At 61.1% G+C, this 26,630-nt stretch carries 26 protein-coding genes and 1 riboswitch; of the genes, 13 read left to right on the forward strand and 13 right to left on the reverse strand.

What is annotated here, in order from left to right:
• The first annotated feature begins 55 nt into the window (after positions 1-55).
• Entirely contained in the window at positions 56-460 is a 405-nt protein-coding gene (madL, locus tag AC07OP_RS17080) for a malonate transporter subunit MadL (protein WP_027606068.1), read from the forward strand.
• A 1-nt stretch (position 461) separates the two neighbouring features.
• Positions 462-1,226, forward strand: a complete 765-nt coding sequence (madM, locus tag AC07OP_RS17085; protein WP_098480789.1) for a malonate transporter subunit MadM — start codon at positions 462-464, stop codon at positions 1,224-1,226.
• A gap of 19 nt (positions 1,227-1,245) precedes the next feature.
• Here the strand turns inward: madM and AC07OP_RS17090 are convergent, their stop codons facing one another.
• Positions 1,246-2,166: a LysR family transcriptional regulator gene (locus AC07OP_RS17090; RefSeq protein WP_065923829.1), complete on the reverse strand. Its 921-nt coding sequence runs from the start codon at positions 2,164-2,166 to the stop codon at positions 1,246-1,248.
• A 144-nt stretch (positions 2,167-2,310) separates the two neighbouring features.
• Between AC07OP_RS17090 and trhA the strand changes: the two genes are divergently transcribed.
• Positions 2,311-2,928 (forward strand): PAQR family membrane homeostasis protein TrhA, encoded by a 618-nt coding sequence (trhA, locus tag AC07OP_RS17095; RefSeq protein ID WP_065938136.1) that lies wholly within the window; start codon positions 2,311-2,313, stop codon positions 2,926-2,928.
• On the opposite strand, the gene AC07OP_RS17100 is transcribed toward trhA, so the two are convergent.
• On the reverse strand, positions 2,923-3,825 hold the full coding sequence (locus AC07OP_RS17100; protein WP_495102030.1) for a LysR family transcriptional regulator: 903 nt from the start codon (positions 3,823-3,825) through the stop codon (positions 2,923-2,925). The two genes, trhA and AC07OP_RS17100, sit on opposite strands and share 6 nt — an antisense overlap.
• 109 nt (positions 3,826-3,934) lie before the next feature.
• Here AC07OP_RS17100 and AC07OP_RS17105 point away from each other — a divergent pair, with 109 nt between their 5' ends.
• From AC07OP_RS17105 to AC07OP_RS17115, 3 genes are read left to right on the forward strand one after another with little or no spacing between them, the layout of a single operon-like run.
• Positions 3,935-5,182, forward strand: a complete 1,248-nt coding sequence (locus AC07OP_RS17105) for a D-amino acid dehydrogenase (protein ID WP_495102029.1) — start codon at positions 3,935-3,937, stop codon at positions 5,180-5,182.
• Positions 5,183-5,192: 10 nt separating this feature from the next.
• Positions 5,193-5,543, forward strand: coding sequence for a RidA family protein (locus AC07OP_RS17110; protein WP_027606062.1), 351 nt, complete (start codon positions 5,193-5,195; stop codon positions 5,541-5,543).
• Between the two features lie 25 nt (positions 5,544-5,568).
• Positions 5,569-6,468 carry a transporter substrate-binding domain-containing protein gene (locus AC07OP_RS17115; protein ID WP_495102028.1) on the forward strand — a complete coding sequence of 300 codons (900 nt, stop codon included), beginning with the start codon at positions 5,569-5,571 and terminating at the stop codon, positions 6,466-6,468.
• A gap of 44 nt (positions 6,469-6,512) precedes the next feature.
• Here the strand turns inward: AC07OP_RS17115 and AC07OP_RS17120 are convergent, their stop codons facing one another.
• Positions 6,513-7,232 carry a 16S rRNA (uracil(1498)-N(3))-methyltransferase gene (locus AC07OP_RS17120; protein ID WP_027606060.1) on the reverse strand — a complete coding sequence of 240 codons (720 nt, stop codon included), beginning with the start codon at positions 7,230-7,232 and terminating at the stop codon, positions 6,513-6,515.
• Positions 7,233-7,269: 37 nt separating this feature from the next.
• Positions 7,270-8,676 (reverse strand): adenosylmethionine--8-amino-7-oxononanoate transaminase, encoded by a 1,407-nt coding sequence (locus AC07OP_RS17125; RefSeq protein ID WP_092355645.1) that lies wholly within the window; start codon positions 8,674-8,676, stop codon positions 7,270-7,272.
• A 273-nt stretch (positions 8,677-8,949) separates the two neighbouring features.
• On the opposite strand from AC07OP_RS17125, the gene AC07OP_RS17130 reads away from it, so the two are divergent.
• Both AC07OP_RS17130 and AC07OP_RS17135 read left to right on the forward strand, forming a co-directional pair.
• The gene (locus tag AC07OP_RS17130) at positions 8,950-9,501 is read left to right on the forward strand and encodes a cytochrome b (protein ID WP_027606058.1); all 552 of its coding nucleotides are present in this window, start codon (positions 8,950-8,952) and stop codon (positions 9,499-9,501) included.
• A 32-nt stretch (positions 9,502-9,533) separates the two neighbouring features.
• The gene (locus AC07OP_RS17135) at positions 9,534-10,112 is read left to right on the forward strand and encodes a YceI family protein (protein WP_495102027.1); all 579 of its coding nucleotides are present in this window, start codon (positions 9,534-9,536) and stop codon (positions 10,110-10,112) included.
• 303 nt (positions 10,113-10,415) lie between these two features.
• On the opposite strand, the gene rhlE2 is transcribed toward AC07OP_RS17135, so the two are convergent.
• The 5 genes from rhlE2 to ahcY all read right to left on the reverse strand — a co-directional run bounded on the left by rhlE2 (position 10,416) and on the right by ahcY (position 16,972).
• On the reverse strand, positions 10,416-12,302 hold the full coding sequence (gene rhlE2 / locus AC07OP_RS17140) for an RNA helicase RhlE2 (RefSeq protein ID WP_495102026.1): 1,887 nt from the start codon (positions 12,300-12,302) through the stop codon (positions 10,416-10,418).
• A 221-nt stretch (positions 12,303-12,523) separates the two neighbouring features.
• On the reverse strand, positions 12,524-13,315 hold the full coding sequence (locus AC07OP_RS17145; protein WP_495102025.1) for a substrate-binding periplasmic protein: 792 nt from the start codon (positions 13,313-13,315) through the stop codon (positions 12,524-12,526).
• A gap of 63 nt (positions 13,316-13,378) precedes the next feature.
• A complete protein-coding gene (locus AC07OP_RS17150) occupies positions 13,379-14,461 on the reverse strand; it encodes a hypothetical protein (protein ID WP_495102024.1) in 1,083 nt (360 codons plus the stop codon).
• A gap of 83 nt (positions 14,462-14,544) precedes the next feature.
• Positions 14,545-15,390: a methylenetetrahydrofolate reductase [NAD(P)H] gene (gene metF, locus AC07OP_RS17155; RefSeq protein WP_065938146.1), complete on the reverse strand. Its 846-nt coding sequence runs from the start codon at positions 15,388-15,390 to the stop codon at positions 14,545-14,547.
• A gap of 172 nt (positions 15,391-15,562) precedes the next feature.
• The gene (gene ahcY, locus AC07OP_RS17160; protein ID WP_053128057.1) at positions 15,563-16,972 is read right to left on the reverse strand and encodes an adenosylhomocysteinase; all 1,410 of its coding nucleotides are present in this window, start codon (positions 16,970-16,972) and stop codon (positions 15,563-15,565) included.
• A 21-nt stretch (positions 16,973-16,993) separates the two neighbouring features.
• Positions 16,994-17,100: riboswitch (S-adenosyl-L-homocysteine riboswitch) on the reverse strand.
• A gap of 198 nt (positions 17,101-17,298) precedes the next feature.
• On the opposite strand from ahcY, the gene AC07OP_RS17165 reads away from it, so the two are divergent.
• The 3 genes from AC07OP_RS17165 (at position 17,299) to AC07OP_RS17175 (ending at position 20,677) form a co-directional block, all read left to right on the forward strand.
• Positions 17,299-17,703 (forward strand): acyl-CoA thioesterase, encoded by a 405-nt coding sequence (locus AC07OP_RS17165; RefSeq protein WP_065938148.1) that lies wholly within the window; start codon positions 17,299-17,301, stop codon positions 17,701-17,703.
• Between the two features lie 103 nt (positions 17,704-17,806).
• Positions 17,807-19,726, forward strand: coding sequence for a patatin-like phospholipase family protein (locus AC07OP_RS17170; protein WP_495102047.1), 1,920 nt, complete (start codon positions 17,807-17,809; stop codon positions 19,724-19,726).
• Between the two features lie 72 nt (positions 19,727-19,798).
• Positions 19,799-20,677, forward strand: a complete 879-nt coding sequence (locus tag AC07OP_RS17175; RefSeq protein ID WP_115485604.1) for a formate/nitrite transporter family protein — start codon at positions 19,799-19,801, stop codon at positions 20,675-20,677.
• Between the two features lie 55 nt (positions 20,678-20,732).
• Here AC07OP_RS17175 and AC07OP_RS17180 read toward each other — a convergent pair whose 3' ends face one another.
• Both AC07OP_RS17180 and AC07OP_RS17185 read right to left on the reverse strand, forming a co-directional pair.
• Positions 20,733-22,022 carry a cation:dicarboxylate symporter family transporter gene (locus AC07OP_RS17180; protein WP_227451204.1) on the reverse strand — a complete coding sequence of 430 codons (1,290 nt, stop codon included), beginning with the start codon at positions 22,020-22,022 and terminating at the stop codon, positions 20,733-20,735.
• A 34-nt stretch (positions 22,023-22,056) separates the two neighbouring features.
• Positions 22,057-22,470: a VOC family protein gene (locus AC07OP_RS17185; RefSeq protein WP_115485605.1), complete on the reverse strand. Its 414-nt coding sequence runs from the start codon at positions 22,468-22,470 to the stop codon at positions 22,057-22,059.
• Between the two features lie 91 nt (positions 22,471-22,561).
• On the opposite strand from AC07OP_RS17185, the gene AC07OP_RS17190 reads away from it, so the two are divergent.
• Positions 22,562-23,449 carry a LysR family transcriptional regulator gene (locus AC07OP_RS17190; RefSeq protein ID WP_115485606.1) on the forward strand — a complete coding sequence of 296 codons (888 nt, stop codon included), beginning with the start codon at positions 22,562-22,564 and terminating at the stop codon, positions 23,447-23,449.
• A gap of 20 nt (positions 23,450-23,469) precedes the next feature.
• Here the strand turns inward: AC07OP_RS17190 and AC07OP_RS17195 are convergent, their stop codons facing one another.
• Entirely contained in the window at positions 23,470-24,705 is a 1,236-nt protein-coding gene (locus AC07OP_RS17195; RefSeq protein ID WP_115485607.1) for a cation:proton antiporter, read from the reverse strand.
• 193 nt (positions 24,706-24,898) lie between these two features.
• Between AC07OP_RS17195 and AC07OP_RS17200 the strand changes: the two genes are divergently transcribed.
• On the forward strand, positions 24,899-25,285 hold the full coding sequence (locus AC07OP_RS17200) for an MAPEG family protein (RefSeq protein WP_065938151.1): 387 nt from the start codon (positions 24,899-24,901) through the stop codon (positions 25,283-25,285).
• A 128-nt stretch (positions 25,286-25,413) separates the two neighbouring features.
• On the opposite strand, the gene mltA is transcribed toward AC07OP_RS17200, so the two are convergent.
• Positions 25,414-26,598: a murein transglycosylase A gene (gene mltA, locus AC07OP_RS17205; protein ID WP_115485608.1), complete on the reverse strand. Its 1,185-nt coding sequence runs from the start codon at positions 26,596-26,598 to the stop codon at positions 25,414-25,416.
• Positions 26,599-26,630 lie beyond the last annotated feature (32 nt).

The raw sequence follows: 26,630 nt of genomic DNA on the forward strand, positions 1-26,630 counted from the left end.
GGCTGTCGAAGCACAAAAACAACAATTTCGATCGAGCACTTCGAGGACAACAACAATGATTATTTACGGTGTGGCATTGCTGGCGATCTGCACGCTGGCAGGCGTGATCATGGGCGACATGCTCGGCGTGTTGCTGGGCGTCAAATCCAACGTGGGCGGGGTGGGCATCGCCATGATCCTGCTGATCTGCGCTCGCCTGTGGATGCAAAAACGCGGCGGCATGACCAAGGAATGCGAGATGGGCGTGGGCTTTTGGGGCGCCATGTACATCCCCGTGGTGGTGGCGATGGCCGCGCAGCAGAACGTCGTGACCGCCCTGCACGGCGGCCCGGTCGCGGTGCTGGCGGCGATTGGTTCGGTGGTGGTCTGTGGTTGCACCATCGCTTTGATCAGTCGTACGCACAAGGGCGAGCCCCTGCCCGCCGAAGAGCCGCTGATCGTGCCTGCGGGAGGTCGCTGATATGTGGGATCTCATCGAAAAAGGCCTGGAACATAACGGCCTGATCACTGCGTTTGCCTTTGTTGGCGTGGTGATGTGGATTTCCGTGGTGCTGTCCAAGCGCCTGACGTTCGGGCGCATCCACGGCTCGGCGATTGCCATCGTCATCGGCCTGGTCCTGGCCTGGATCGGCGGCACCCTTACCGGCGGGCAAAAAGGCCTGGCCGACCTGGCGCTGTTCTCCGGCATCGGCCTGATGGGCGGCGCGATGCTGCGCGACTTCGCCATTGTTGCCACGGCGTTCGAGGTACAGGCCACCGAAGCGCGCAAGGCCGGGATGATCGGTGTGATTGCACTGCTGCTGGGCACGATCCTGCCGTTTATCGTCGGCGCCAGCATGGCCTGGGTGTTTGGCTATCGCGACGCGATCAGCATGACCACCATCGGCGCGGGTGCCGTGACTTACATCGTCGGCCCGGTGACCGGTGCGGCGATTGGCGCGACTTCGGATGTGATGGCGCTGTCCATTGCGACCGGGTTGATCAAGGCGATCCTGGTGATGGTCGGCACACCGGTGGCGGCGCGTTGGATGGGCTTGGACAACCCGCGTTCGGCGATGGTGTTCGGTGGCTTGGCCGGCACCGTGAGCGGCGTGACGGCAGGGCTGGCGGCGACGGATCGGCGCTTGGTGCCGTATGGCGCGTTGACGGCGACGTTCCATACCGGGCTTGGGTGTTTGCTGGGGCCTTCGTTGCTGTACTTCATTGTGCGTGGGTTGGTGGGCTGACCTTGGGGGTTGCGGAGTGTCAGGCTGTTCCCTGCCGATTGGCATACATCCGACACTCCGCCAGCAACGCCAGTAAATTCGGATCACGCTCCTTGGCCTTCAGGAACACCACGCCGATATGCTGCTGCAACCGATACCTGGGTTGCAGCGGTATCAGCTTCACGCGGTTCTCGTACACCGCCGCAATCCTTCCCGGCAGCAACGCATAACCCACCCCCGAACTGACCATGCTCAGCAGTGTGAAGATGTCATTGACCTGCATCGCCACCTTGGGCTCGAACCCCGCCTGCTTGAACACCCGGTTGCCATCCTGGTGGGTGGCGAAGCCTTGGGTGAGGGTGATGAAGGTGGCGTCGCGCACGTCGGCCAGGTCGATTTCCTGGGCGCGGTCGAAGGGCGAGTCGGCCGGGGTGGCGAGGAAGATGTCGTCGCAGAACAGCTCGATCTGTTCGCAGTCGGGGTCGTTGGCGTGTTCGTCGAGGGAGATGAGGATTGCGTCGACTTCCATATTCTTGAGCTTGTACAGCAGGTCGAAATTGGAGCCGAGGATCAGGTCGATATTGAGTTCGCTGCGCCTGATCTTCAGGCCCATGATCAATTGCGGCACGGTCTTGACCGTCAGCGAATACAGCGAGCCGAGCTTGAAGCGTTCGGCGGAGAAACCGGCGGCTTCGCGGGTCAGGCGTACGCTGTCGACCACATCGGCGATCAGTTTCTGTGCGCGTTCTTCCAGCACGTAGGCGCTTTCCAGCGGCGTGAGGTTGCGGCCCTCGTGTTTGAACAGCGGGCAGCGCAAGGCATTTTCCAGCGAGTGGATGGCGCGGTGCACGCTGACATTGCTGGTTTGCAGCTCGGCGGCGGCGCGGGCCAGGTTGCCGGTGCGCATGAATGCCAGGAAGATTTCCAGCTTCTTGAGGGTGAATTCTTCGTCGATCAGCATGGCCGTGGGCTCTTGTTCGAATGCGTCCGATTGTGCCCGCAAAACCCGGCGGCGTCCTCGGAACGTCACAAGTCGCTTGCACTCTTATGCGCAAGGCTGGACGCTTGCCAGCCAGTTCCAGCGGCTACAGGAGGTCAGTGACAGATGTATCACGGGGAACGATTCAACGCCTGGAGCCATTTGCTCGGTGCAGTCGCGGCGTGTATTGGCGCCGTGTGGATGTTGGTGGTGGCGAGCCTGGATGGCAGCCCCTGGAAGATCGTCAGCGTGGCGATTTATGGCTTTACGCTGATGGTGCTGTACAGCGCGTCGACCGTGTACCACAGCGTGCAGGGGCGGCGAAAAGAGATCATGCAGAAGGTCGATCACTTTTCGATCTACCTGCTGATCGCCGGCAGCTACACGCCGTTTTGCCTGGTGACGTTGAGAGGCCCGTGGGGCTGGACGCTGTTCGGCATCGTGTGGGGGCTGGCGGTGATCGGCATCCTGCAGGAGATCAAGCCGCGTTCCGAGGCGCGCATCCTGTCCATCGTGATCTACGCGGTGATGGGCTGGATCGTGCTGGTGGCGGTCAAGCCGCTGATCGCCGCGCTGGGCACCGCCGGGTTTATCTGGCTGGCGGCGGGCGGGGTGCTGTACACCGTCGGCATCATCTTCTTTGCCCTGGAGCATCGCCTGCGGCATTCCCACGGGATCTGGCATTTGTTTGTGATCGGCGGCAGCCTGCTGCATTTCGTGGCGATCATGCACTACGTGTTATAGGCGCTCCAGCAGCTCCCGAGCCCGGTTGCCGAGGATCTGTAGCAGGTTGGCCAGCATATGCGGCGGTGGTTCATTGGCACGGGTCAAGGCGTAGAGGGTGATCGGCAGCGGCGGTGTAAGCGTGCGGATGCAGGTGGTCGCCGTCGATGCGCCGAGGGCGGTAAAGGGGTCGATGACCGTCAAGCCGGCGCCGGACTCCACCATCGCCCGTGCCAGGGAATAGGTTTGCACCGAGATCGTCACCCGAGGCGGCGGGTCGACGCTCTCCAGGTAGTTGTCGAGCTTCGCCGCCAGCGGGTCGGCGCTGGACAGGCCAATCAACGGTGCCCCCGCCAGGTCTGCCAGGGGCAGGGCTTGATGCAGCTCAGCGTCCGGCCAGTAGTTTTTCGACGCCAGGGCCACCAACACACCGTTGGCCAGCACTTGTGTGGTCAACCCGGGATGGCCCGAGAAGCTGAGGGTCAGTGCCAGGTCGATCTCGCGCATCAACAGTTTTTGCACCAGCTCGCGGCTATGGTCGCTGGACAGTTCGCAGGCGATGTCCGGGTAGTCGCGCTTCCATTCCAGGATCGCCGGGGGCAGCAGCGACAGTGCCAATGCCGGGATTGCACCAATCCGTACACTTTGCCCCGGGGCGCGGCGCAGGCTCTTGGCCAGCCGCCGCACGCCTTGCAGGCTCGCGGTGACTTTTTCGACTTCGCTTTCCAGCGCCAGGGCTTCGGGCGTGGGCTGCAATTTGCCGCGTACCCGCAAAAACAGCGGGAAACCCAATTGTAACTCGGCATGTTGCAACACCTTGGTCACCGCCGGTTGGGAGACATGCAGCAACTGGGCGGCGGCGCTGATGGAGCCGGTCTGGCGGATGGCCTGGAAGATTTCGATATGACGCAAGCGCATGGCAGGTCCATAACCTTTGTTTATAGGTGCCCCATCTTTATTCATTGTCGGCGGCCTGTCACCTGCACCTACGCTGGGGCTTTCTTGGATCAAGGGCTGGGGGTGTTGAATGGCCGGGCAGGTTTGCATCATTGGTGGTGGCGTTATCGGCCTGGCGAGTGCCTACGCGTTGGTACGTGCAGGTCATGACGTGACGGTGATCGACGCGCGTGACACCGTGGGCAGCGAAACCAGTTTCGCCAATGGCGGGCAATTGTCCTACCGCTACGTCGCACCGCTGGCGGATGCAGGGGTGCCGTTGCAGGCGATTGGCTGGCTGCTGCGCGGTGACTCGCCGCTGAAGCTGCGCCCACGCCTGGACCCTCAGCAATGGCGCTGGATGGCCGCCTTCATCGGCGCCTGCCGTGGCTCGGTGAACAAGCGCAACGCCGCGCACCTGCTGCGCCTGGCGAACCTGAGCCAAAACACCTTGCAGCAATGGCGCGTCGACGATCGCCTGGACACGTTCAATTGGCGGCGTAACGGCAAGCTGGTGACCTTTCGCAATGCCGAGACCTTTGAGCGTGCGCGCAGCAAGGTCACCGACATCCTGCAACAACAGGTGCTGTCGGCCCTGGATTGTGCGCGCCTGGAGCCGGCGCTGGCGCAGGTGGCTGATCAGTTTGTGGGCGGTATCTACACGCCCAACGAGGAAGTCGCGGACTGCCATGCCTTTTGCCAACGCCTGGCGCAAAGGCTCGAAGCGTCGGGGCGCTGCACCTTTCTGCTGGGGCGCAAGGTCACCGGGATTCGCCATGGGGATGGCGCGGTGCAAGCCATCGAATTGGGTGGCGAGGTGATGCCGGTGGAGCAACTGGTGCTCGCGGCGGGCCATCGCAGCGCCGAGTTGGCATTGCCCGGCGTGTCACTGCCACTGTATCCACTCAAGGGCTATAGCCTCAGCGTGCCGATGGGCGCACAGCATCAGGCGCCGAATGTGAGCATCACCGACTACGACCGCAAGATGGTCTACGCGCGTATCGGCGAACAGCTGCGGGTGGCGGCCATGGTGGATATTGTCGGCTTTGACGCCAGCCTTGAGCCCAAGCGCCTGGCGCTGATGAAACGCCAGGCGGTCGAGACATTTCCTACGGCTGGCGACTATGCCAATGCTGTGGAATGGGCCGGTATGCGTCCCGCCACCCCGACCGGTGTGCCGCTGATTGGCCCCAGTGTCTATCGCAACCTGTGGCTGAACCTGGGCCACGGCGCCCTCGGCTTTACCCTGGCGTGCGGCAGCGGCCAATTGCTGGCCGAGCTGATCGGCCATCACCTACCTTCCATTGATATGCAGGGCCTGGCACCCCGCGCCGCGTGAGGATTGACCCATGACCATCAACCGAATCAGCAGCAACGACCGGCTGTCCGGCGCCGTCACGTTCAAGGATCTGGTATTCCTTTCGGGCCAGGTGCCCGGCGAAGGCCAGGATGTGGCGACGCAGACCCGCGAAGTGCTGGCCAGGATCGATGCGCTGCTGGCCCAGGCCGGCAGTGACAAGGATCATTTGCTCAATGCGACCATTTACTTGAAAGACATCGGCAGCGGTTTTGCGCCGATGAATGAGGTATGGGCCGCCTGGCTATCGCCCGGGATGGCGCCGACGCGCACCACCCTGCAAGCGGAACTGGCGCGGCCGAGCGTGCTGGTGGAAATCAGCGTGATTGCGGTACGAAAATAACGTCAAAAACCAACGGAGAATAACAATGAAAAAAATCCTGTTGACCGGCTGCATCGGCCTTTTGCTGGGAGTACACGCCCATGCCAGCCAGGCGCCGCTGGACGGTACGCTGGGCAAGATCGCCAGCACCCAGTCCATCACCCTGGGCTATCGCGATGCGTCGGTGCCGTTTTCCTACGTGGGGGATCACAGCGGTAAGCCGATGGGCTATTCGGTGGACCTGGCCGGCAAGATCGTCGAGCGTATCCAGCAGAAAACCGGGGTGGCTGACCTGAAGGTGAAGTACAACCTGGTGACCTCTCAAACGCGGATTCCGCTGGTGCAGAACGGCACCGTCGACCTGGAGTGCGGCTCCACCGGAGTCACGGCCGAGCGGCAGAAACAGGTGGCATTTTCCTACGGGTTTATCTACGTGAAGGGCCAATTGTTGACCGCCAAGGATAGCGGCATCAAAGGGTTTGACGACCTCAAGGGCAAGAACGTGGTGACCACCGCCGGCACCACCAACGAGCGTTTTCTAAAGAGCTATAACGCCGAGCACAAGAGCAATATGTTCGTGATCAGCGCCAAGGACCACGGCGAGGCGTTCAAGATGCTCGAGACAGGCCGCGCGGCCGCGTTCTATATGGACGATGCATTGCTCTACGGCGAACGCGCCAAAGCCAAGGACCCACACAACTGGGTGGTGGTGGGCGAGGAGCAGTCGCGGGAGATCTACAGCTGCATGGTGCGCAAGGATGATCCGCAGTTTCTGACGGTGGTCAACGAGACCCTCGGCGACCTGTACCGCTCGGGGGAGATCAACGGGATTTACCAGCGCTGGTTTGAACAGCCGATTCCGCCCAAGGGCTTGAACCTGGAATTCCCGATGACCAGTGAGTTGAAGGCGATCATTGCCAAGCCGGTCAGCGATCCGGTGGAGTAAGAAGGGGTAACCCCATCCGAATGTGGGAGGGGTTGCAAAGTGGGTTAGAAGTCGCCCCACAGCTGTTGGGCGACCGCCAATGCCACCACCGGCGCAGTCTCGGTGCGCAACACGCGCGGGCCGAGGCGGGCGGCGTGGAAGCCAGCGCCTTGGGCGGTGTCGACTTCGTTGTCGGTCAGCCCGCCCTCCGGGCCGATCAGAAACGCCAGGCTCGCAGGCTTGGCATGGCTGACCAGCGGCTCGGCCACCGGGTGCAGCACCAGTTTCAGGTCCGCCTCGACCTGCTTCAACCAGTCCGCCAGCAGCAACGGCGGGTGAATCACCGGTACCGTCGAACGCCCGCACTGCTCGCACGCGCTGATCGCCACCTGGCGCCAGTGCAGCAGGCGTTTGTCGGCGCGTTCGTCCTTGAGGCGCACTTCGCAGCGGTCGCTGAAGATCGGCGTGATGGCGTTGACGCCCAGCTCGGTGGCTTTCTGGATCGCCCAATCCATGCGCTCGCCCCGGGACAGGCCCTGGCCGAGGTGGATGTGCAGCGGCGATTCGGCCTGGCCGGCGAAGCTTTCCGTCAGTTGCACGGTGACGCGTTTCTTCCCGACTTCCAGCAGGCTGCCCAGGAATTCCTGGCCGGAGCCGTCAAACAATTGCACGGCGTCACCTTCGCCCATGCGCAGCACGCGGCTGATGTAGTGCGCCTGGGCTTCGGGCAGTTCGTGATCGCCGAGGCTCAGCGGGGTGTCGGTGAAAAAGCGGGACAGTCTCATGTCGGTTCTCTGGAAAAAGGTGTAGGTGTGCCGGCAATCAACCCGGATCGCGGAAACCAGGGTGGAAATCCTTCGGCACCGCCACGCTGACTTTGCTGTTGGTGGCGATATCGATGCCTTCGCTGGCGACTTCGGCGAGGAAGTCGATCTGCTCCGGTGTAATTACATAGGGCGGCAGGAAATACACCACGCTGCCCAACGGCCGCAACAGCGCGCCGCGTTCCAGGGCGTGTTCGAACACCTTGAGACCACGGCGCTCCTGCCACGGGTAAGCGGTCTTGGTGGCCTTGTCCTGGACCATCTCGATCGCCAGCACCATGCCGGTCTGGCGTACTTCCGAGACATGCGGATGGTCGACCAAATGCGCTGTTGCCGTGGCCATGCGCCGGGCCAGGGCCTTGTTGTTTTCGATGACGTTGTCTTCTTCGAAAATATCCAGGGTTGCCAAGGCCGCCGCACATGCCAGCGGGTTGCCGGTGTAGCTGTGGGAGTGCAGGAAGGCGCGCAGGGTCGGGTAGTCGTCGTAGAACGCGTCGTAGACGTCATCGGTGGTGACCACGGCGGCCAACGGCAGGTAGCCGCCGGTCAGGGCCTTGGACAAGCACAGGAAGTCCGGGCGGATGCCGGCCTGTTCACAGGCGAACAGGGTCCCGGTGCGGCCGAAGCCCACGGCGATTTCATCGTGGATCAGGTGCACACCGTAGCGGTCGCAGGCCTCGCGCAGCAGCTTGAGGTACACCGGGTGGTACATGCGCATGCCGCCGGCGCCCTGGATCAGCGGCTCGACGATCACGGCGGCGACGCTGTCGTGGTGCTCGGCCAGGGTCTGTTCCATGGCCAGGAACATCGTGCGCGAGTGTTCTTCCCAGCTCATGCCCTCGGGACGCAGGTAGCAATCCGGGCTCGGCACCTTGAGGGTGTCCAGCAGCAGCGCCTTGTAGGTCTCGGTAAACAGCGGCACGTCGCCCACCGACATCGCGGCGATGGTTTCGCCGTGGTAGCTGTTGGTCAGGGTGACGAAGCGTTTTTTATTCGGCAGGCCACGGTTGAGCCAATAGTGAAAGCTCATCTTCAGCGCGACTTCAATGCACGACGAACCGTTATCGGCATAGAAGCAGCGGGTCAGGCCCTCGGGGGTCATCTTGATCAGGCGCTCGGACAGCTCGATCACCGGCTGGTGGCTGAAACCGGCGAGGATCACGTGTTCCAGCTGGTCGACCTGGTCCTTGATGCGCTGGTTGATGCGCGGGTTGGCGTGGCCGAAGACGTTGACCCACCAGGAGCTGACGGCGTCGAGGTAGCGCTTGCCTTCGAAGTCTTCCAGCCAGACGCCTTCACCGCGCTTGATCGGGATCAGCGGCAGTTGCTGGTGGTCTTTCATCTGGGTGCAGGGATGCCACAGCACCGCGAGGTCGCGTTGCATCCACTGGTTGTTCAAGCCCATCGGTGATCTCCTCGAAGCGGTCCTGCGAGCGGCGCAGGTGAAACAATCGCGCAAGCCTATGCAATGGGCGGCGGTGTCACAACCCATAACGCATGAATTGGCAGTAAACACAGGACGGACTGTCACGTTTCTTCTGGATAGTCCTTAATCCTTGGTTAATTTACTGTTCATACCCTCAAGATCATATTTCTCGATATTTCAAAGCGAAATTTTCCGCTTTAATTCGATAGGTAAATCGCTAGTCTTGGGCGCAGCTCTTACGGGATTAAGTACATGCAGCTACGTAACTCACCGGCCCGTTACGGCTGGGTCAGTATGGTTTTGCACTGGGGCGTGGCCCTGGTGGTGTTCGGCCTGTTCGCCCTGGGCTTGTGGATGGTGGGTTTGGACTACTACAGCGCCTGGCGCAAGGACGCACCGGACCTGCACAAGAGCATCGGCATCACGCTGTTCGCCATCATGCTGGTGCGTATTGTCTGGCGCCTGATCAGCCCGCCGCCTCCGCCGCTGGCCAGTTACAGCCGCTTGACCCGTATCGGTGCCGCGTTCGGCCACGCGTTCCTTTATCTCGGGCTGTTTGCCGTGATGATCGCCGGTTACCTGATTTCCACCGCAGACGGTGTCGGTATCCCGGTGTTTGGCCTGTTCGAAATTCCTGCCGTGGTTTCCGGTCTACCGGACCAGGCAGACACCGCTGGCGTGGTGCACCTGTACCTCGCCTGGGTGTTGGTAGTCTTCGCCGGCTTGCACGGCGTGGCTGCGTTGAAACACCACTTTATCGATCGTGATGCGACCCTGACGAGAATGCTGGGGCGCAAAGCCTGATGTTCAACCTCGACTCACAAGGAATAGAAAGCATGTTGAAAAAGACCCTCGCCGCTCTGGCAATCGGTACAGCGCTGCTGTCTGCAGGTCAGGTGATGGCTGCCGACTACAAGATCGACAAGGAAGGCCAGCACGCCTTCATCGACTGGAAAATCAGCCACCTGGGCTACAGCTACATCCATGGTACCTTCAAGGACTGGGATGGTACGTTCAGCTGGGATGCCACCAAGCCTGAAGCCAGCAAAATCGCGGTCGACGTGAAAACCGCCAGCCTGTGGTCCAACCACGCCGAACGTGACAAGCACATCGCAAGCAAGGACTTCCTGGATGTCGGCAAGTTCGCCGATGCCAAGTTCGTCTCCACTGCGGTTAAATCCACCGGCGAGAAAACCGCTGATGTGACCGGCGACCTGACCTTCCACGGCGTGACCAAGCCTGTGACCTTCAAGGCCACGTTCAACGGTGAAGGCAAGGATCCATGGGGCGGCGAACGTGCCGGCTTCAACGCCAAGACCACGCTGAACCTGAACGACTTCGGCATCAAGGGCCCAGGCCCGACTTCCCAGACCGTCGACCTGGACATCTCGCTGGAAGGCGTCAAGCAGAAGTAATTTCTGTCCGCACACAAAAAACCGGATCTCAGGATCCGGTTTTTTTTGGCCTGTATTTCCTGTAGTGAGCGAGCTTGCTCGCGCTGGGGCGCGAAGCGGCCCTAATCAGAAACACCATGATTCTTCTGGCGGAACACGGTGACAGGTGTTGGGGCTGCTGCGCAACCCAGCGCGAGCAAGCTCGCTCACCACAGCAAGCTCGTTCACCACAACCAGCTCGCTTATCCCAGGGAACGTGTCGGGAGGAGATAAAAAATGCCCCGCATCTTTCGATGCGGGGCATTTTTCGTGGCGCTTTGAAACTCAGCGGTTGCGGGTCAGCAATGCCGGTTTTTCACCACGCGGACGGCCTGGCAGTTGATCCAACTGCTCGGGTGTCGGGAAGCGGTCGGCTTTCGACTCCTTGTGGATGATCTTCGGCGCCGGGCCACCGCGCGGGTTCTGCACGGCTGGCTCGGACAAACGCGGCTGGTCGTCACGGGCCGGGCGACGGTTGTTGCTGCGCGAGTCTTCGCGACGCGCCTGGCCGTCACGCGGTGCACCGTTACGCGGGCCGCTGCGCTTGGCCGGTGGAGTGCCGGTCGTGCCGCCGCTGCTGTTGCGCGGGCCGTTCTGACGACCGCCCTGAGGCTGGCCGCCACGTGGAGCGCCGGCGGCAGCGCCCTGTGCCGGAGCACCTGGACGACGGCCGCGGCCCTGGGCCGGTTTGGCCTGGGGCACGTAGTCCACGCGGTTACCGAAGTTGTCCACGTCGTCGTCGAGGAATTCGTCCGGGGCGCGGTCGGCTGCGGCACGTGGGGGCTGGCTCGGCTGGCGCTGTTCGCGGGCCGGGGTGCCTTCACGGGGCTTCTGCTCACGGGCCGGGCGTTCGCCACGGCCGTTGGTTGGCGCCTTGTCCTTGCCGCCTTTGTCCTTGCCCTTGTCGCGACGACCACCGCCACCACCGCCGCCGTTCGGGCCATCGCCCTTCGGACCGCGTGGGTTACGTGGGTTGCGCACGTCCGGACGCTCGCGCACTTCAGGCTTCTCGGCCTCAACGGCGCTGGCATCGAAGCCCATCAGGTCGCCATCGGCGATTTTCTGCTTGGTCATGCGTTCGATGCTTTTCAGCAGTTTCTCTTCGTCCGGGGCAACCAGGGAAATGGCTTCACCCGAACGCCCGGCACGGCCGGTACGGCCGATACGGTGCACATAGTCTTCGTCGACGTTTGGCAGCTCGAAGTTGACCACGTGTGGCAACTGGTCGATGTCCAGGCCACGGGCGGCGATATCGGTGGCCACCAGGATGCGCACTTCACCGGCCTTGAAGTCGGCCAGGGCCTTGGTGCGGGCGTTCTGGCTCTTGTTGCCGTGGATGGCGACGGCGGTGAGGCCGTGCTTGTCCAGGTACTCGGCCAGGCGATTGGCGCCGTGCTTGGTGCGGGTAAACACCAGTACCTGTTCCCAGGCGCCGGCGGTGATCAGGTGCGCCAGCAGCGCACGCTTGTGGCTGGCGGCCAGGCGGAACACGCGTTGCTCGATACGCTCGACCGTGGTGTTCGGCGGCGTGACTTCGATGCGCTCCGGGTTGTGCAGCAGCTTGCCGGCCAGGGCGGTGATGTCGTTGGAGAACGTTGCCGAGAACAGCAGGTTCTGACGTTTGGCCGGCAGGCGGGCTAGGACCTTCTTCACGTCATGGACAAAGCCCATGTCGAGCATGCGGTCGGCTTCGTCCAGCACGAGGATTTCCACGTGGGACAAATCGACGCTGCCTTGGCCGCACAGGTCGAGCAAACGACCGGGGCACGCCACCAGCACGTCAACACCACGGGACATGGCCTGAACCTGCGGGTTCATGCCGACGCCGCCGAAGATGCAGGCGCTGACGAACTTCAGGTCGCGGGCATACAGCTTGAAGCTGTCGTGCACCTGCGCGGCGAGTTCGCGGGTAGGGGTCAGGACCAGTACGCGCGGTTGGCGCGGGCCGTGACGCTGGGATTTGTCCGGATGACCGTTGGGGAACAACCGCTCCAGAATCGGGAGGGCGAAGCCGCCGGTTTTACCCGTACCTGTCTGAGCCGCAACCATCAGGTCGCGACCTTGCAACACGGCGGGAATAGCCCGCTGTTGCACCGGAGTAGGCTCGGTATAGCCCGCTGCCTCGATGGCGCGGACTAAAGCCTCGGAGAGACCGAGGGAAGCAAAGGACATGAGTAATCCTGTTTTAGTTAGGGCTTGGCCCAGAGGGATAATCTTGCCGGGCGTGAATGGCGCTTAGGGGAGCGCAATCCCGTCCGGTCCTGCTGCGTCTGGCGGGCACTCCACCGGCTCGCGCGGGCTGAAAGCTGCGCAGTAGCGGGGTTGGGTGCCTTTTTCAGGACCTCAGCGGCCGGGCGTAAGCCTGGCGGAAAGGCTGGAGTATAACAGAGCAATCACTGTGCGCCGCTTTCCTGCTGCTCAACGGTGTGTCCGGACGCGGTTATGGCGTGGATTCCACCATATTTGGCGCTTAAAGCGGCGTAGGCCGGTTCCTGTTTGAAGCGCTTGAGCTCGGCGGCAAAGCGTTGCACCAGCAGGTCCATCCCCGCGCCACGGCGTACCGCGAGGTATTGCTGCTGGCGGCTGACCACGATGGGCGCCTGGCTGACCTTGCCTTCCAGGCCCAGGGCCTTGATCACATGCTGGCCGACCCGGCGGTCGGTGATCAGCAGGTCGATGCGTCCCAGCAGCAATTTACCGAAGTTGGCCTCGTGGCTGGGGGCCGGCTCGCGGCTGAACCGGGTGGAGTCGCTGAATGGCGCGCCATACAGATAGCCTGGCGACGTGCCGACAGTGAGGCCGTCCAGCTCGTCGAGGCCTTGGACCGGGTGAGGGCGTTCGCTGGCGTAGAACATCACGAATTCCACTTCCGACAACGGTTCGCTGGGGTACAGCAGCAGGGCGTCGCGTTCGTGGCTGTGGAAAATATCCAGTGCGCCATCGGCATGGCCCTGATCGAGCATGGCCAGGCAGCGCTTCCAGGGCAGGAACTGCCATTGCACCTCGACCCCCAGGCGCTGGAACACGATCACCGTGGTTTCGTAGTCCAGCCCGTGCATGGCGCCGTGCTCTTCGTACACATAAGGCGCCCAGGGCTCGGTGACAATGCGCAATTTCTCGCCATAAGCGGCGAGGCTCAAGCAAGTAAAAAGCGCAACGGTCAACAGCTTCAGAGTGACGGGCATGCCCCGAGGTTACGACGCCCGTGCGCTAAAGAGAAGCGCTGGCACACGCATCTGCGGGCGACGCTATTTTGTGGGTGAGGTCATCAGGTGCTCATAGATGGCTGCACGTCGCTCGCCCAGAATCAGGCGCACCACTGGGTTGGCGAACCAATGTTCGAGCTGGTGCGCATCGACCGGGCTTTTTTGCCGCTCTTCCTGATTCTGCAAAGCCTTGTCCCACCAAACCGGGCCACAGGCCTGGTCGAATTCATTTTCGTGCTCGTAGCAGCCGTAGAGAATTTCGCGGATGAACTGCTGCTTGCGTTTGGGCAAGGCCAGGGTGATCAGCTTGTACATCAAGCGTTGCAATCGCGGCGGGCGGGGCAGGTGGGCAGACACATTGCGGGTGTCGGCCAGGGCCTGGGCGCAGATGGGGTTCGCGGCGTGCTTGGTGACCCACGCCTTGACCTTGGCCCGGAACAACTGCTTGCGGCTCCAGTAGTGATGGATCAGGTCGGGGCACTGGCGCACGTTGAGCGTACGGTACGCGGCCACCGACAGGCAGAACTCTTCCAGGGTGTAGGCACCGTGGGCCATCGGGAACAGCTCGTCCATCAACTCTATGGAGCGATCAAGGATGTGCGCGTCTTGCCGGGTCAGGCCCATGACGCCGGAGTTGAGCAGCCACATGTCGTCGTCGGCCAGGCCTTTGTCTTCAAGGTGCCTGGCCAGGGCTTCATACAGCACGCTTTCGCGGTTGTCGCCGTATTTGGCGTGGAAGGCATTGCACAGCACGGTACCGGGCGCGACGCGCTCGAACAACGCCATGGGCGAGTCGTGGAAAAAGGTGTCGGTATCGATCAACAGCGCCCGTTCCGCTGTTTCCAGCACCTGGCGCAACAGCACGTGCTTGGTGCGGAAATGGTAGCCGTGGGGCTCGCTCCAGCGTCTGCGCGTGGCGTCGTCCAGGGTGTGAACCTGTACCGGCAAGCCGCGATAGGGGGCCGGATTGTCGCTGAACACCTGGATGTCCAATGGCATGTCCTGGGGACCGCCCAGGTGGGCCAGGGCGCTGGCGATGCTGAATACGGCTTCCTGATGATAGGTCTCGACGCCGAATACCAGGTACACCAGCTGCGGGCGGGGAGTCGGGGACGCTGTATTCATGTACTGCAGGCTTCCTTTCCGGGGATATATAGACGAAAAAAACCCCCGTAATAACGAGGGCCGGGTACAGCGATTAAACCGGCCTAACGTGGCAGTTTAAGGTTGTTCCAGATCGCGAGGCTGGGTTCAGCCTGGTTCAGGGTATAGAAGTGCAGGCCTGGTGCGCCACCTTGCAACAATTCTTCACACATATTGCTGATCACCTGTTCGCCGAACGCCTGGATGCTCTTGACGTCGTCGCCATAGGCTTCCAGTTGCTTGCGCACCCAACGTGGGATCTCAGCACCGCAGGCGTCGGAGAAGCGCGCCAGCTTGCTGTAGTTGGTGATTGGCATGATGCCCGGCACGATCGGGATGTTCACGCCCATGGCGCGTACACGCTCGACGAAGTAGAAGTAGCTGTCGGCGTTGAAGAAGTACTGAGTGATCGCGCTGTCGGCGCCGGCGTTGGCCTTGCGTACGAAATTCTGCAGATCGTCTTCGAAATTACGCGCTTGGGGGTGCATCTCCGGGTAAGCGGCCACTTCGATATGGAAGTGATCGCCGCTTTCTTCACGAATGAAGCTCACCAGGTCATTGGCGTAGCGCAGCTCACCGCTGGCCATGCCCATGCCGGACGGCAAGTCGCCACGCAGGGCAACGATGCGCTTGATGCCGGCGGCCTTGTATTGAGTGAGCAGGCCGCGCAGGTCGGCCTTGCTGTCGCCTACGCAGGACAAATGCGGAGCGGCGGGAATGTTGACTTCGCTTTCAAGCTGCAAGACGGTGTTGATCGTACGATCGCGGGTCGAGCCGCCGGCGCCGTAGGTGCAGGAGAAGAAGTCGGGGTGGTAAGTGGCCAACTGCTTGGCAGTTGCCATTAGTTTTTCATGCCCAGCATCGGTCTTCGTGGGGAAGAACTCGAAGCTGTAGCGACGGTCTTGGGACATGGTCATACCCTTTGAAACTCAGAAGCCGACTGTGCAACCCATCTGCACTGTAGGAGCGAGCTTGCTCGCGAAGAACGTCAACGATAACGCGTAGAAACAGGATGTACGCGGTGTCCTTGAGTTTTTCGCGAGCAAGCTCGCTCCTACAGGTAGAGCAGGTTGGGCTGATTACTTAGTAGCGATAAGCGTGCGGCTTGAACGGACCTTCGACGGTCACGCCGATGTAGTCGGCCTGGGTCTTGGTCAGCTGAGTCACCACGCCGCCGAAGCCGCGGACCATTTCCAAGGCCACTTCTTCGTCGAGTTTCTTCGGCAGTACTTCCACGGTCAGGCGCTCGGCTTTCTGGGCTGGCGACAGGTCGGCGTATTTCTGGCCGAACAGGAAGATCTGGGCCAGTACCTGGTTGGCGAACGAGCCGTCCATGATGCGGCTTGGGTGGCCGGTGGCGTTGCCCAGGTTAACCAGGCGGCCTTCGGCCAGCAGGATCAGGTAGTCGTCGTTCTGTGGGTCGAAAGCGCCAGCGCCGGTACGGTGAACCTTGTGTACCTGCGGCTTTACTTCTTCCCACGCCCAGTTCTTGCGCATGAAAGCGGTGTCGATCTCGTTGTCGAAGTGACCGATGTTGCACACCACGGCGCGCTTCTTCAGGGCCTTGAGCATGTTGGCATCGCAGACGTTGACGTTACCGGTGGTGGTCACGATCAGGTCGATCTTGCCCAGCAGGGCCTTGTCGATGCTGGCTTCGGTGCCGTCATTGACGCCATCGATGAACGGCGAAACCACTTCGAAACCGTCCATGCAGGCTTGCATGGCGCAGATCGGGTCGACTTCGGAGACTTTAACGATCATGCCTTCCTGGCGCAGGGACTGGGACGAACCCTTGCCCACGTCACCGTAGCCGATCACCAGGGCTTGCTTGCCCGACAGCAGGTGGTCGGTGCCGCGCTTGATGGCATCGTTCAGGCTGTGACGGCAGCCGTACTTGTTGTCGTTCTTGCTCTTGGTCACCGAGTCGTTGACGTTGATGGCCGGGATTTTCAGCTCGCCCTTGGCCAGCATGTCCAGCAGGCGGTGTACGCCGGTGGTGGTTTCTTCGGTCACGCCGTGGACGCGGTCGAGGATCTGCGGGTACTTCTTGTGCAGCAGCTCGGTCAGGTCGCCGCCGTCGTCGAGGATCATGTTGGCATCCCAAGGCGCGCCATCTTTAAGGATGGTTTGCTCCAGGCACCACTCGTACTCTTCTTCGGTCTCGCCTTTCCAGGCGAATACCGGGATACCGGCGGCGGCGATGGCGGCAGCGGCCTGGTCTTGCGTCGAGAAGATGTTGCAGGACGACCAACGCACTTCGGCACCCAGGGCAACCAGGGTTTCGATCAGCACGGCGGTCTGGATGGTCATGTGGATGCAGCCGAGGATCTTCGCGCCCTTGAGCGGTTGCTCGGCGGCATACTTGCGACGCAGGCCCATCAGGGCTGGCATTTCGGATTCGGCGATAAAGGTTTCGCGACGGCCCCAGGCGGCGAGGGACATGTCGGCGACTTTGTAGTCGTTGAAATCTGCAGGCGTAATTACAGCGCTCATGAAGAGCCTCCATTCGTAGTGTGCGAATGGGCGCCGTTGTGCGTTTAGTATCAGGCCAGGGCAACCAGGCCGGACAACGCCCCATCCGAGCCTGACAGGTTGAACCTGCTGCAGCGCCCCTCGGACAGGTGGCGGGAGAAACGGTATCAACTGAAGATGACCGTTTTGAAGCGGGGCGATTATAGCCGTGTACGCGGCACTTCCCAAGCCTTTCTGTCGGCCATATGAAGATCGCACATGGGGTTGATAGGCAATGGCGCATAGAGCTTGGGGGCAGGCTCTGCCATGATGTTGCCCATCATTCGGCAAGACGCTTTGGAGTGACCATGAACTTCCACACCCGCAAATGGGTAAAACCTGAAGACCTCAACCCCAACGGCACCCTGTTCGGTGGCAGCCTGCTGCGCTGGATCGACGAAGAAGCGGCCATCTACGCCATCGTCCAACTGGGCAACCAGCGCGTGGTGACCAAGTACATCTCCGAAATCAACTTTGTCAGCGCCTCGCGCCAGGGCGACATCATTGAACTCGGGATCACTGCCACCGAGTTTGGCCGCACCTCCATCACCCTCACCTGTGAAGTGCGCAACAAGATCACCCGCAAAAGCATCCTCACCGTGGAAAAAATGGTCTTCGTCAACCTGGGCGAGGACGGTTTGCCCGCCCCTCATGGACGCACCGAGATCAAGTACGTCAAGGACCAGTTCCAGGACGATGGCATCCGCGAGTAACTACATGTCACCCGTTTGATTTCTGTTGCCGGGTTGTTCCGGCTGGATCTTTCCCAGGCTCTCTCATCACTCAGGATTACACCCCTGCAGAGAGAGTCGGCTCATGAAAGTGCTCAATCCGGTCACCCCTGTTCAGACGCCTTTGCATGGAAATGACAGCGCCAGCGCCGATCACACGGCGAAGACGTTGTTGGTGGACAGTGGCGGCGAGCGCAATCTGACCCTCCTTCGCGATCCTCAAGGGCGGGTGGAGGTGGTGTTATCGCCGCCGCCCATCACGCATTTGGTGCTCAGTGGTGGTGGCGCCAAGGGCGTCGCCTTCTCGGGAGGTGTGCAGGCACTGGAAGACGCACGGCAATTGGAAGGCATTCGAGAGATCTCCGGTTCCTCTGCCGGCGCGATTTCCGCAGCCTTGATTGCCAGTGGCATGGGGGCGGCAGCATTCGATCGGCTGTCGGACACCATCAATCTGCCCAGTCTGCTGAACAGCGAAGACCCTGTGACGGCCTGGTTGCAGGAAGCCAGTTCAACGCTTGGCAAGCATGTGGGGCGCTTGCCGGGCCTGGTCGGCAACATTTCCCAGTTGCTGGTGACCCTGCTGCCGCGTCTGAAAACCGCTGCCGTTCCGCTGGAGAACATGATCCGCGACGAGTCGCGCAAGGCGCTTCTTGGTCATATTGCCGACTCTCCCAGAGAAACCCGGCCCGCCGAAGTCATGCGCATTGCTGACAAGCTCAGTGCCGGTGGCGCGCCCACGTTTGCCGACCTTGAGGTGTTAAGCCGCACTATTCCAGCGGTCAAGCAACTCAATATCACGGGTACTGGCATGTTTGGTGGGCGCCCACAGTTGGTAGTGTTCAACAGCAGTTTGACTCCGGGCATGGATATCGCCCGCGCCGCGCGTATTTCGGGTTCGTTGCCCGTCCTGTTCAAAAGCCCTGTGGAACAAGGACATGCCTTCCAGATGGCATCTGAAACCACTGCCTTTCAGGACGGTGGCCTGTTGCTCAATACACCAGCGCCAGGCGTGGTGGACCGATTGTTTCCCGAGAGCCCCCTGAGCAAGTCTGAGTCGCTGATCATCAAGTTCGAGTCAGACGCCGTCGGGGCGCCGGCCCAAAGTGGCGGTTTTATCAGCAGCCTGGCCGACTGCATCACGGGAACACCCCACTCGGCCGCCGAGGCTTACCAGGATAAAAGGCTCGAAGCATTTGCCGAGCAGACGCTGGCGTTGCCACTGAATACCGAAAAAGGCGATTTTCGCGGCCTGCTCAACGGTACGGTCAACTTCACCATGAAGGATGAGTACAAGCAGCACCTGCAGGAAAAGGCGCGTGAGGCGGTGGAGGGGCATCTGCAGCGTCGTGCCGCGACGCGTGAGTCTCACTCGTTCGGTACGCTGGATGAAGCGGTGCTGGCGATGGATGATAAAACACTGGCCAGTGTGCAGCCGGCGTTGCAGAAAGACACGGCCGCAGCCAGCGCGCTGATGTTTCGAGAAGAAGCGAAGCAGGTGTTGCACGCCCTGGACCGTGCGATTACTGAGGTCGATAACTCCCATGATGGCTTGCTGTTCACACCGAAGTTGTCGTCGGCAGTTCGTAATCTGGATGCACTCGCCCGCAGTCCCGAGAAAACCGAATGGTTGGGACGGCGCTTGAATGATACTGGCCAACAAAATTTCCAGGCCTTGCTGCAAATGGCTGCCAAGCAGGGCGACGCCTCTTCCAAAGTCATGACCTGCGCCGTTGCCGAAATGAAACGGCGCGATATTGCGGTACGTGCCGAGAGGTTTACGCGGGAGGTCATCTACCCCTCGTTGTTCCGACCAGGCCAGCCGGCGTCGAATGTTGAACTGTTACAGCGCGCAACCCGAGACTTGGCCAAGGCCACTACGCCACTCGCGTTCAACCGTGTGCTTGATGACCTCAGCGAAAATTACCAAGCGCGCAACAAACCCTGGGGCACGCCTTCCAGTTCCACCACTGTGGAGATGGCCAAGGCTTGGCGCATGCAGGTTTAGTTGTCTGGCCACTGAACAGCTACCGCGCCAGCCTGTCGTAGCTACAGGCACCCCCTCGGACTCTGGAACATCATGGCCACCAACGAAGACGGCAAGACCCCCAACCTGTCGCAGGAAGAGCAACAGGACGTGGACAAGAACCAGCCACCCCGTGCTGCGGTGCTCCACGAAATCATCCGTACCCAGGGCGACCAGGAGTTGGAGCGCAGTGTCGCCGCCTTGTGGTGGTCGGCCCTGGCCGCAGGCTTGACCATGGGCCTGTCGCTGATGGCCATGGGGCTGCTCAATTCACGCCTGCCGGACGGCGAAGCGTTCAAGGTGATCGCCAGCTTCGGCTACTGCGCAGGCTTCCTGGCGGTGATCCTGGCGCGCCAGCAACTGTTCACCGAAAACACCCTGACCGCCGTATTGCCGGTGATGAGCAAACCTACATTGGCCAATGCCGGGCGGCTGATCAGGCTCTGGAGCGTGGTACTGGTGGGCAACCTGTGCGGCACGCTGTTGGTGGCGTATGTGATGCTGCACCTGCCGATCTTCGACACCAAGACCGACATGGCTTTCCTGGAAATCGGGCGCAAGATCATGGAAAACGACGCCGGCCAGATGTTCGCCAAGGGCATCGTCTCCGGCTGGATGATCGCCACCATGGTGTGGATGATCCCTTCGATGGAAAGCGCCAAGATGTGGATCATCATTCTGATCACCTACCTGATGGCCCTGGGGGATTTCACCCATATCGTGGTGGGGTCAGCGGAAGTCTCATACCTGGTGTTTGCCGGTGAGTTGCCCTGGAAGGATTTCTGGCTGGTGTTTGCCGGCCCAACCCTGGCCGGCAATATCATCGGTGGCAGCTTTATCTTTGCGTTGATCAGCCATGCGCAGATTCGCAGCGAGAGCAAGCTGATTTCCCCTGACCACTCCGGGGCACGTCAGGGCAAGGAAAGGACGTGATCTCGTCCCGCAAAGACTGATGCGGACCCTTTGCGGGACACTTGGGTTAAAGTCTTCAGGCGTTGAGCGATGCGCTGGCAGGCTCGGCGACAACTGTGCGATCAGGCGCCCTCAGTTGACCCTCCCACCGGGCAATCACCAATGGCGCCAGCGCGTTGCCCAGCACATTCAGCGCCGTGACCGGCATGTCCATCAGGCGATAGACGCCAGCGATAATCGCCACCCCTTCCACGGGAAGGCCCGCCGCAGTCAAGGTCGCGGTAAGGATGATAAACATGAAACCCGGCACGCCCGCCGCGCCCTTTGACGTCAACACCATGATCAATACCAGCATCCCCTGATCCGCCAGGCTCAGGTCGATGCCATACGCCTGGGCGATGAACAACGTACCCAACGCAGCAAAAAGCGATGCGCCATCCAGGTTGAACGAATAGCCCAGCGGGATAACCATGCTGGTAATAGGGCGTGGTGCTCCATAGCGCTCCATTTTCTCGATCAGTTGAGGCATCACTGTCGCTGACGCGGCGCTGCTATAGGCCAGCAACAATTCACTGCGTATCTCCCGCACCAAGTGGAAGAAGCCGACACCCGCCAGGCGTGCAACTGCGCCCAATACGCACAATGCAAATAACAGCACTGCGACATAAGTCGTGCCGATCAGTTTGGCCAGCGGCAGCAAGGCACTGAGGCCAAAGCTGGCGATGGTGACTGCGATCAGCCCGAAAATGCCGATTGGCGAGTAATGCATGACCAGATGGGTGACTTTGAACATGGTGTCGGAGATGGCCTGCATCACACTGATCAAGGGGGCCTTGCGCTGCTCGGGCAGCATAGACAAGGCGCAGCCGAACAGGATGGCGAAAAACAGCACGGAGAGCAGCTTGCCTTGTGACATGGCCAAGACGATGTTATCCGGCACGATCGCCAATAGCGTTTGCCCCAGATTCTGCGTTTTGCCGTTGGCGGCCAGCTCTGTGACTGGCGTCTGCAACGTACTGCCAAATTCGGCACCCGAGCCGGGCTCGACGACGTTTCCAACGATCAGGCCAAAGACGATTGCAACACTGGTGATCGTGAAGAAGTAAACGAAGGTCTTCACGCCGACGCGTCCCAGGGCGGCAGGATTTCCCATGCCGGCAATGCCGACTGTCATGCAAGCGAAGACCAGAGGCACGACGATCATCTTCATCAGCTTGATAAACAAGTCACCTGCCGGTTGCAGCAAATTGTCAATGAACCACAGCTTGTGGTCGGGAAACTGGTTGAGAAGGATGCCGACGATTATCCCGGCAGCCAGGCCGATCATGATGCGAGTCACAAGGCTGGTTGGTTTTTTGGTGGTCATGGGGGTTGCCCTTATTGTTGTAGATGTCAGGGATTTATTGAGCGAACAGCCCGGCGAAGTCCTTGAACCCTTTCACCTCGATGGGGTTGCCGCTGGGGTCAAGAAAAAACATCGTGCGTTGCTCGCCTGGCTCGCCAGCGAATCGGATCACTGGCGGAATCTCGAAACATGTACCCAGGTGGGTAAGACGTTCGGCAAGCGTTAACCACTCATCAAGCGGTAACACCACACCGAGATGCGGCATCAGGACATGATGCTCACCCACCAGCCCGGTACGCGTGGTGGGAAACGGCGTACCCAGGTGCAGTGAAAGTTGGTTCCCGAAAAAATCGAAGTCGATCCAGGTCTCGCTGCTGCGGCCTTCCGTGCAGCCCAAAACATCTCGATAAAAAATGCGCGCCTGGTTTAGGTCATAAACATGATATGCAGCGTGGAAAGGTCTGTTCATGGGGGATCTCCGTGTGGGGGAGCCCTCAAATTAAACAGGCCGTGTGTCCAGGTAAAACGGGTTCGCCTTGGTCTGAGCGAAAGGAAAACTTATGGATGTTCGATTCCTGAGAAGTCTGGTCGCCGTCATTGAAGCCGGCTCCATTGCGGCGGCCGCGCGCCGCGAAAACCGTAGCGCAGCGGCGATCAGCCAGCGAGTCAAAGCGCTTGAGCGGACGCTGGGGTGCACGCTGCTTATGCGCACTGCGCATGCCGCGTGGCCCTCGGACCAGTGCCTATTGTTGTTACCAAAAATTCAAGCAGTCATTGAGCAGGCGCGTGAGTTGCAGGAGGACCTGAGCCAGGATGGCTTATCGGGGGAGATCAAGATCGGTGCCATTTCGACGGCATTGACCGGCGTCTTGCCGGGGGCGATCGAGCGACTGGCGCTGTCGGCACCTGGGCTGAGGCTGAAGATCACACCGGGAGATTCCAGAAGCCTCTATGAGAGATTGCTGGCCCAGGAGCTGGACGCGGCGATTCTTGTCAGGCCACCCTTTCAGCCACCCAAGGCGTTGGCGACGACCTTGTTGCGGGCCGAACCTCTGATCCTGATTGCCCCCGCTGAGTGGGGCACGCAAACGTTAGAAGCATTGCTGCGCGAGCGATCATTCATTCGCTACGACGCTCGTTCGTGGGGTGGGCAGATTGCCCAGCGTTTCCTCGACGAGCAGTCCTTTGATCCGCAAGTGTTGTGTGAGCTGGATGCCTTGGAAACCATCGTCATGTTGGTTGCCCAAGGCATGGGGGTATCACTGGTACCGCAGTGGGCAGGGATGTCTCGCAATGGCCTGTGTGTCTTGCCGGTCGACGACGCGCCGCGCTATGCGCGGGATCTGGTCGTCATGCATAGCTCGACGCCGCGCCGCCCACTGGCGATGCGTCACTTGCTTGAATACCTGCGCAATTGCAGCGCGCCCGCAGGCAAGCGTGTGGTGTAACGACGTAAATCCCCACCCCTTCACTGAGGTTCGGCGATGCGCTTTACGACTCGGCCAATGGTCAATCCCTGCACCAGGATCGACGACAGCACCACGATGTAGGTGATGCTCAGCAGCAGATCGCGCTCCGGGCCCAGTGGCAGGGCCAGCGCCAGTGCCACCGAGACCCCGCCGCGCAGGCCGCCCCAGGTCAGGATACGGATGGTGCCGCGTGGCACCGTGCGCCAGCGCCGCAGCAATAGGATCGCCGGGGCCACGGTCAGCAGGCGCGACAGCAGGATCGCCACCGCCAGCAAACTGGCTGCGAACACGTGCAGCCAGTTGAACGGCAACAGCAGCAGCTCCATGCCGATCAGCGCAAACAGCAGCGCGTTGAGCATGTCATCGAGCAATTCCCAGAAGCCGTCCAGGTAGCGCCGGGTCATGTCGTTCATCGCCAGCTTGCGTCCCAGGTTGCCGATGATCAGCCCGGCCACCACCATCGCGATCGGTGCGGAAACGTGCAGTTCGGTGGCCATCGCCGAGCCGCCGATGACCAGGGCGAGGGTCAGCATCACTTCGATCTGGTGCTGTTCGATGCTCTTGATCATCAGGTACACCAGGTAGCCGATCAGCCCGCCGAAGACCACGCCACCCACTGCCTCATGGGCGAACAGCATGGCCGTGGCGCCCACGGTGGGCGTCTCGCCCAGCTGCGCGATACCCAGCAATACGGTAAACACCACCACCGCCGTGCCGTCGTTGAACAGGCTTTCACCCACAATCGTGGTCTTCAGCGGTTTCGACGCATTGGCGGTTCGCAGCACGCCCAGCACCGCAATGGGGTCGGTGGGCGAGATCAGTGCGCCGAACAACAGGCAGTAAAGGAAGCTCACGTGCCAGCCAAACAGGGCGAAGATGTAATACGCCAGGCTGCCGATCACCACAGTGGCGATCAATACGCCGAAGGTGGCCAGCAGGCCGATGGGCCAGCGGTAGCTGCGCAGGTCGTTCAAGTTGACGTGCAAGGCGCCGGCGAACAGCAGGAACGACAACATCCAGTTCATCAGCAGGTCGCCGAAGTCGATCTGGCCGATCAGTTGCTGGATGCGTTCCTCCAGGCCTGGATAGCCGAGCACGCTCAGGCCTTGCAGGATCAGGGAAAACAGCAGGGCCGTGACCATCACGCCGATGGTGGGCGGCAGGCCGATAAAGCGGAAGTTCACATAGGTGAGCAAGGTTGTGAGGCAAATAAAGGCGGCGACAAGTTCAAGCATCCGGGGTCCTTGGAAGGTGGGGGGTGGGTTGTTAATGGGGGATGGACCGCAGTAGCGGCGTGAGGTTGCAAGGTCTTGGGTGAAAGTGCGGTAGAACCTTTCGGTATCGCGCGGCTCATAGCGGTTAGGTGCGATATCGGGTTTTTAGTGCTAGAACTCTAATCGCTGCATAAAACGACAAAAGGACTGAGTGATGACGGCTGCTTTCTGGTGTGTATTGATCGCGATTTTCCTGCCTTACCTGTGCACGGGCGTGGCCAAGTTCAGTGGCGGCAAGTTCGGGCCGCGGCAGAACCACGACCCGCGTGCTTTCCTGGATACCCTTGAAGGGTTTGCCAAGCGCGCCCACAGTGCGCAGCTCAACAGCTTTGAAGTGACACCCGCGTTTGCCGCCGCGGTGATTATCGCCCACCTGGCCGGCACGGCCGAACTGGTGACCATCAACGTGCTGGCTGTGCTGTTTATCACCAGCCGCCTGCTGTACATCATTTGCTACCTCGCCGACTGGGCGATACTGCGCTCGCTGGTGTGGGCGGTGGGCATGGCGTTGATTGCGAGCTTCTTCTTCGTCTCGATCTGAACCGGTTTCTGTAGGAACGAGCTTGCTCGCGAAGAACGAACAGATGACGCGGGCTGCCAGAAAGCGCTGCGTTATCGTTGACGTTTTTCGCGAGCAAGCTCGCTCCTACGGTGTGTTTTCGGCGAGTGTCAGGTTCCTGTGGGTGCATCCGGCACCTGCGGCAACGCCGCGCCCTTGGGCCACAGCATCCAGATCTGTCCTTGCTGCTTCATATTTCCCGCCAGCTCTCCGGCAGCATCACCCGTGCCCCAGAACAAATCCGCGCGCACTTCTCCGGTGATTGCACCGCCGGTGTCCTGCGCGGCGACCGGGCGTGCCAATGTTGAGCCGTCGGGCTTGGTAGTCGACAGCCACAACAGGCTGCCCAACGGAATCACCTTGCGATCCACTGCTACGCTGTAGCCAGCGGTCAACGGCACATTCAGCGAACCGCGCGGGCCTTCATTACTGTCGGGGCGAGCGCTGAAGAATACGTAGCTGGGGTTGCTGGCCAGCAGTTCCGGGATGCGCTCCGGGTGCGCCTTGGCCCAAGCGCTGATGGCACCCATGGTCACGTCTTCTTTTTTCAGCTCGCCTTGCTCCACCAGCCAACGGCCGATAGGGCGATAGGGGTAGCCGTTCTGGTCGCCGTAACCGACGCGCAGTTGGCGTCCGTCCTTGAGTTGAATGCGCCCCGAGCCCTGGATCTGCAGGAATTGCAGGTCCATTGGATTGGTCAGCCAGGCAATCGGCTTGGCGGTGGAGCCCTGGCCGTTGATGGCGCTGGCATCGTCATAGGGCTTGAGCACGCGGCCTTCGAGGCGGCCGCGCAGGCGCTTGCCCTTGAGTTCCGGGTAGATGCTTTCCAGATTGACGATGATCAGGTCATCCGGCACGCCATACACGGGTATGTGAGCGGCGGCGGTCTTGGTCAGGCTGCCGGGGTAGACCGGTTCGTAGTAGCCGGTGATCAGGCCGTTGGGGGTGTTGTCAGCCGAACGCAGGCCGAACACATCCAGGCGCTCCTTGAGAAAACTGCGCACCGCCACGGCATTGCCGGGCACGCTGGCTGCTGCGGCACAGGTCGCGCCCCATACCGGGTCTGCTTTGAGGCGCTGGCAGGCGCTGCGCCAGGATTCAAAACCGGCCAGCAAGTCCGCGTCGGACACGTTCGGCAAGGCCTCCCAAGGGGCATTCACGTAGGTGGCCACGGCGTGGGGTTTAATTATTTCATCTTTGCCGGCGTCTTTGCCCGCGTCGCAGCCTGCCAGCAGCGCAAACATCGGCAGAGCCCATGCCAGCCGGCGGCTCCAGTGTTTCAGTGTGAGATTCATACAAACAGTTCCTGAAGCGATTGCCCGCGCCG

The sequence above is a fragment of the Pseudomonas sp. GW821-FHT09D08 genome, assembly GCF_059416305.1.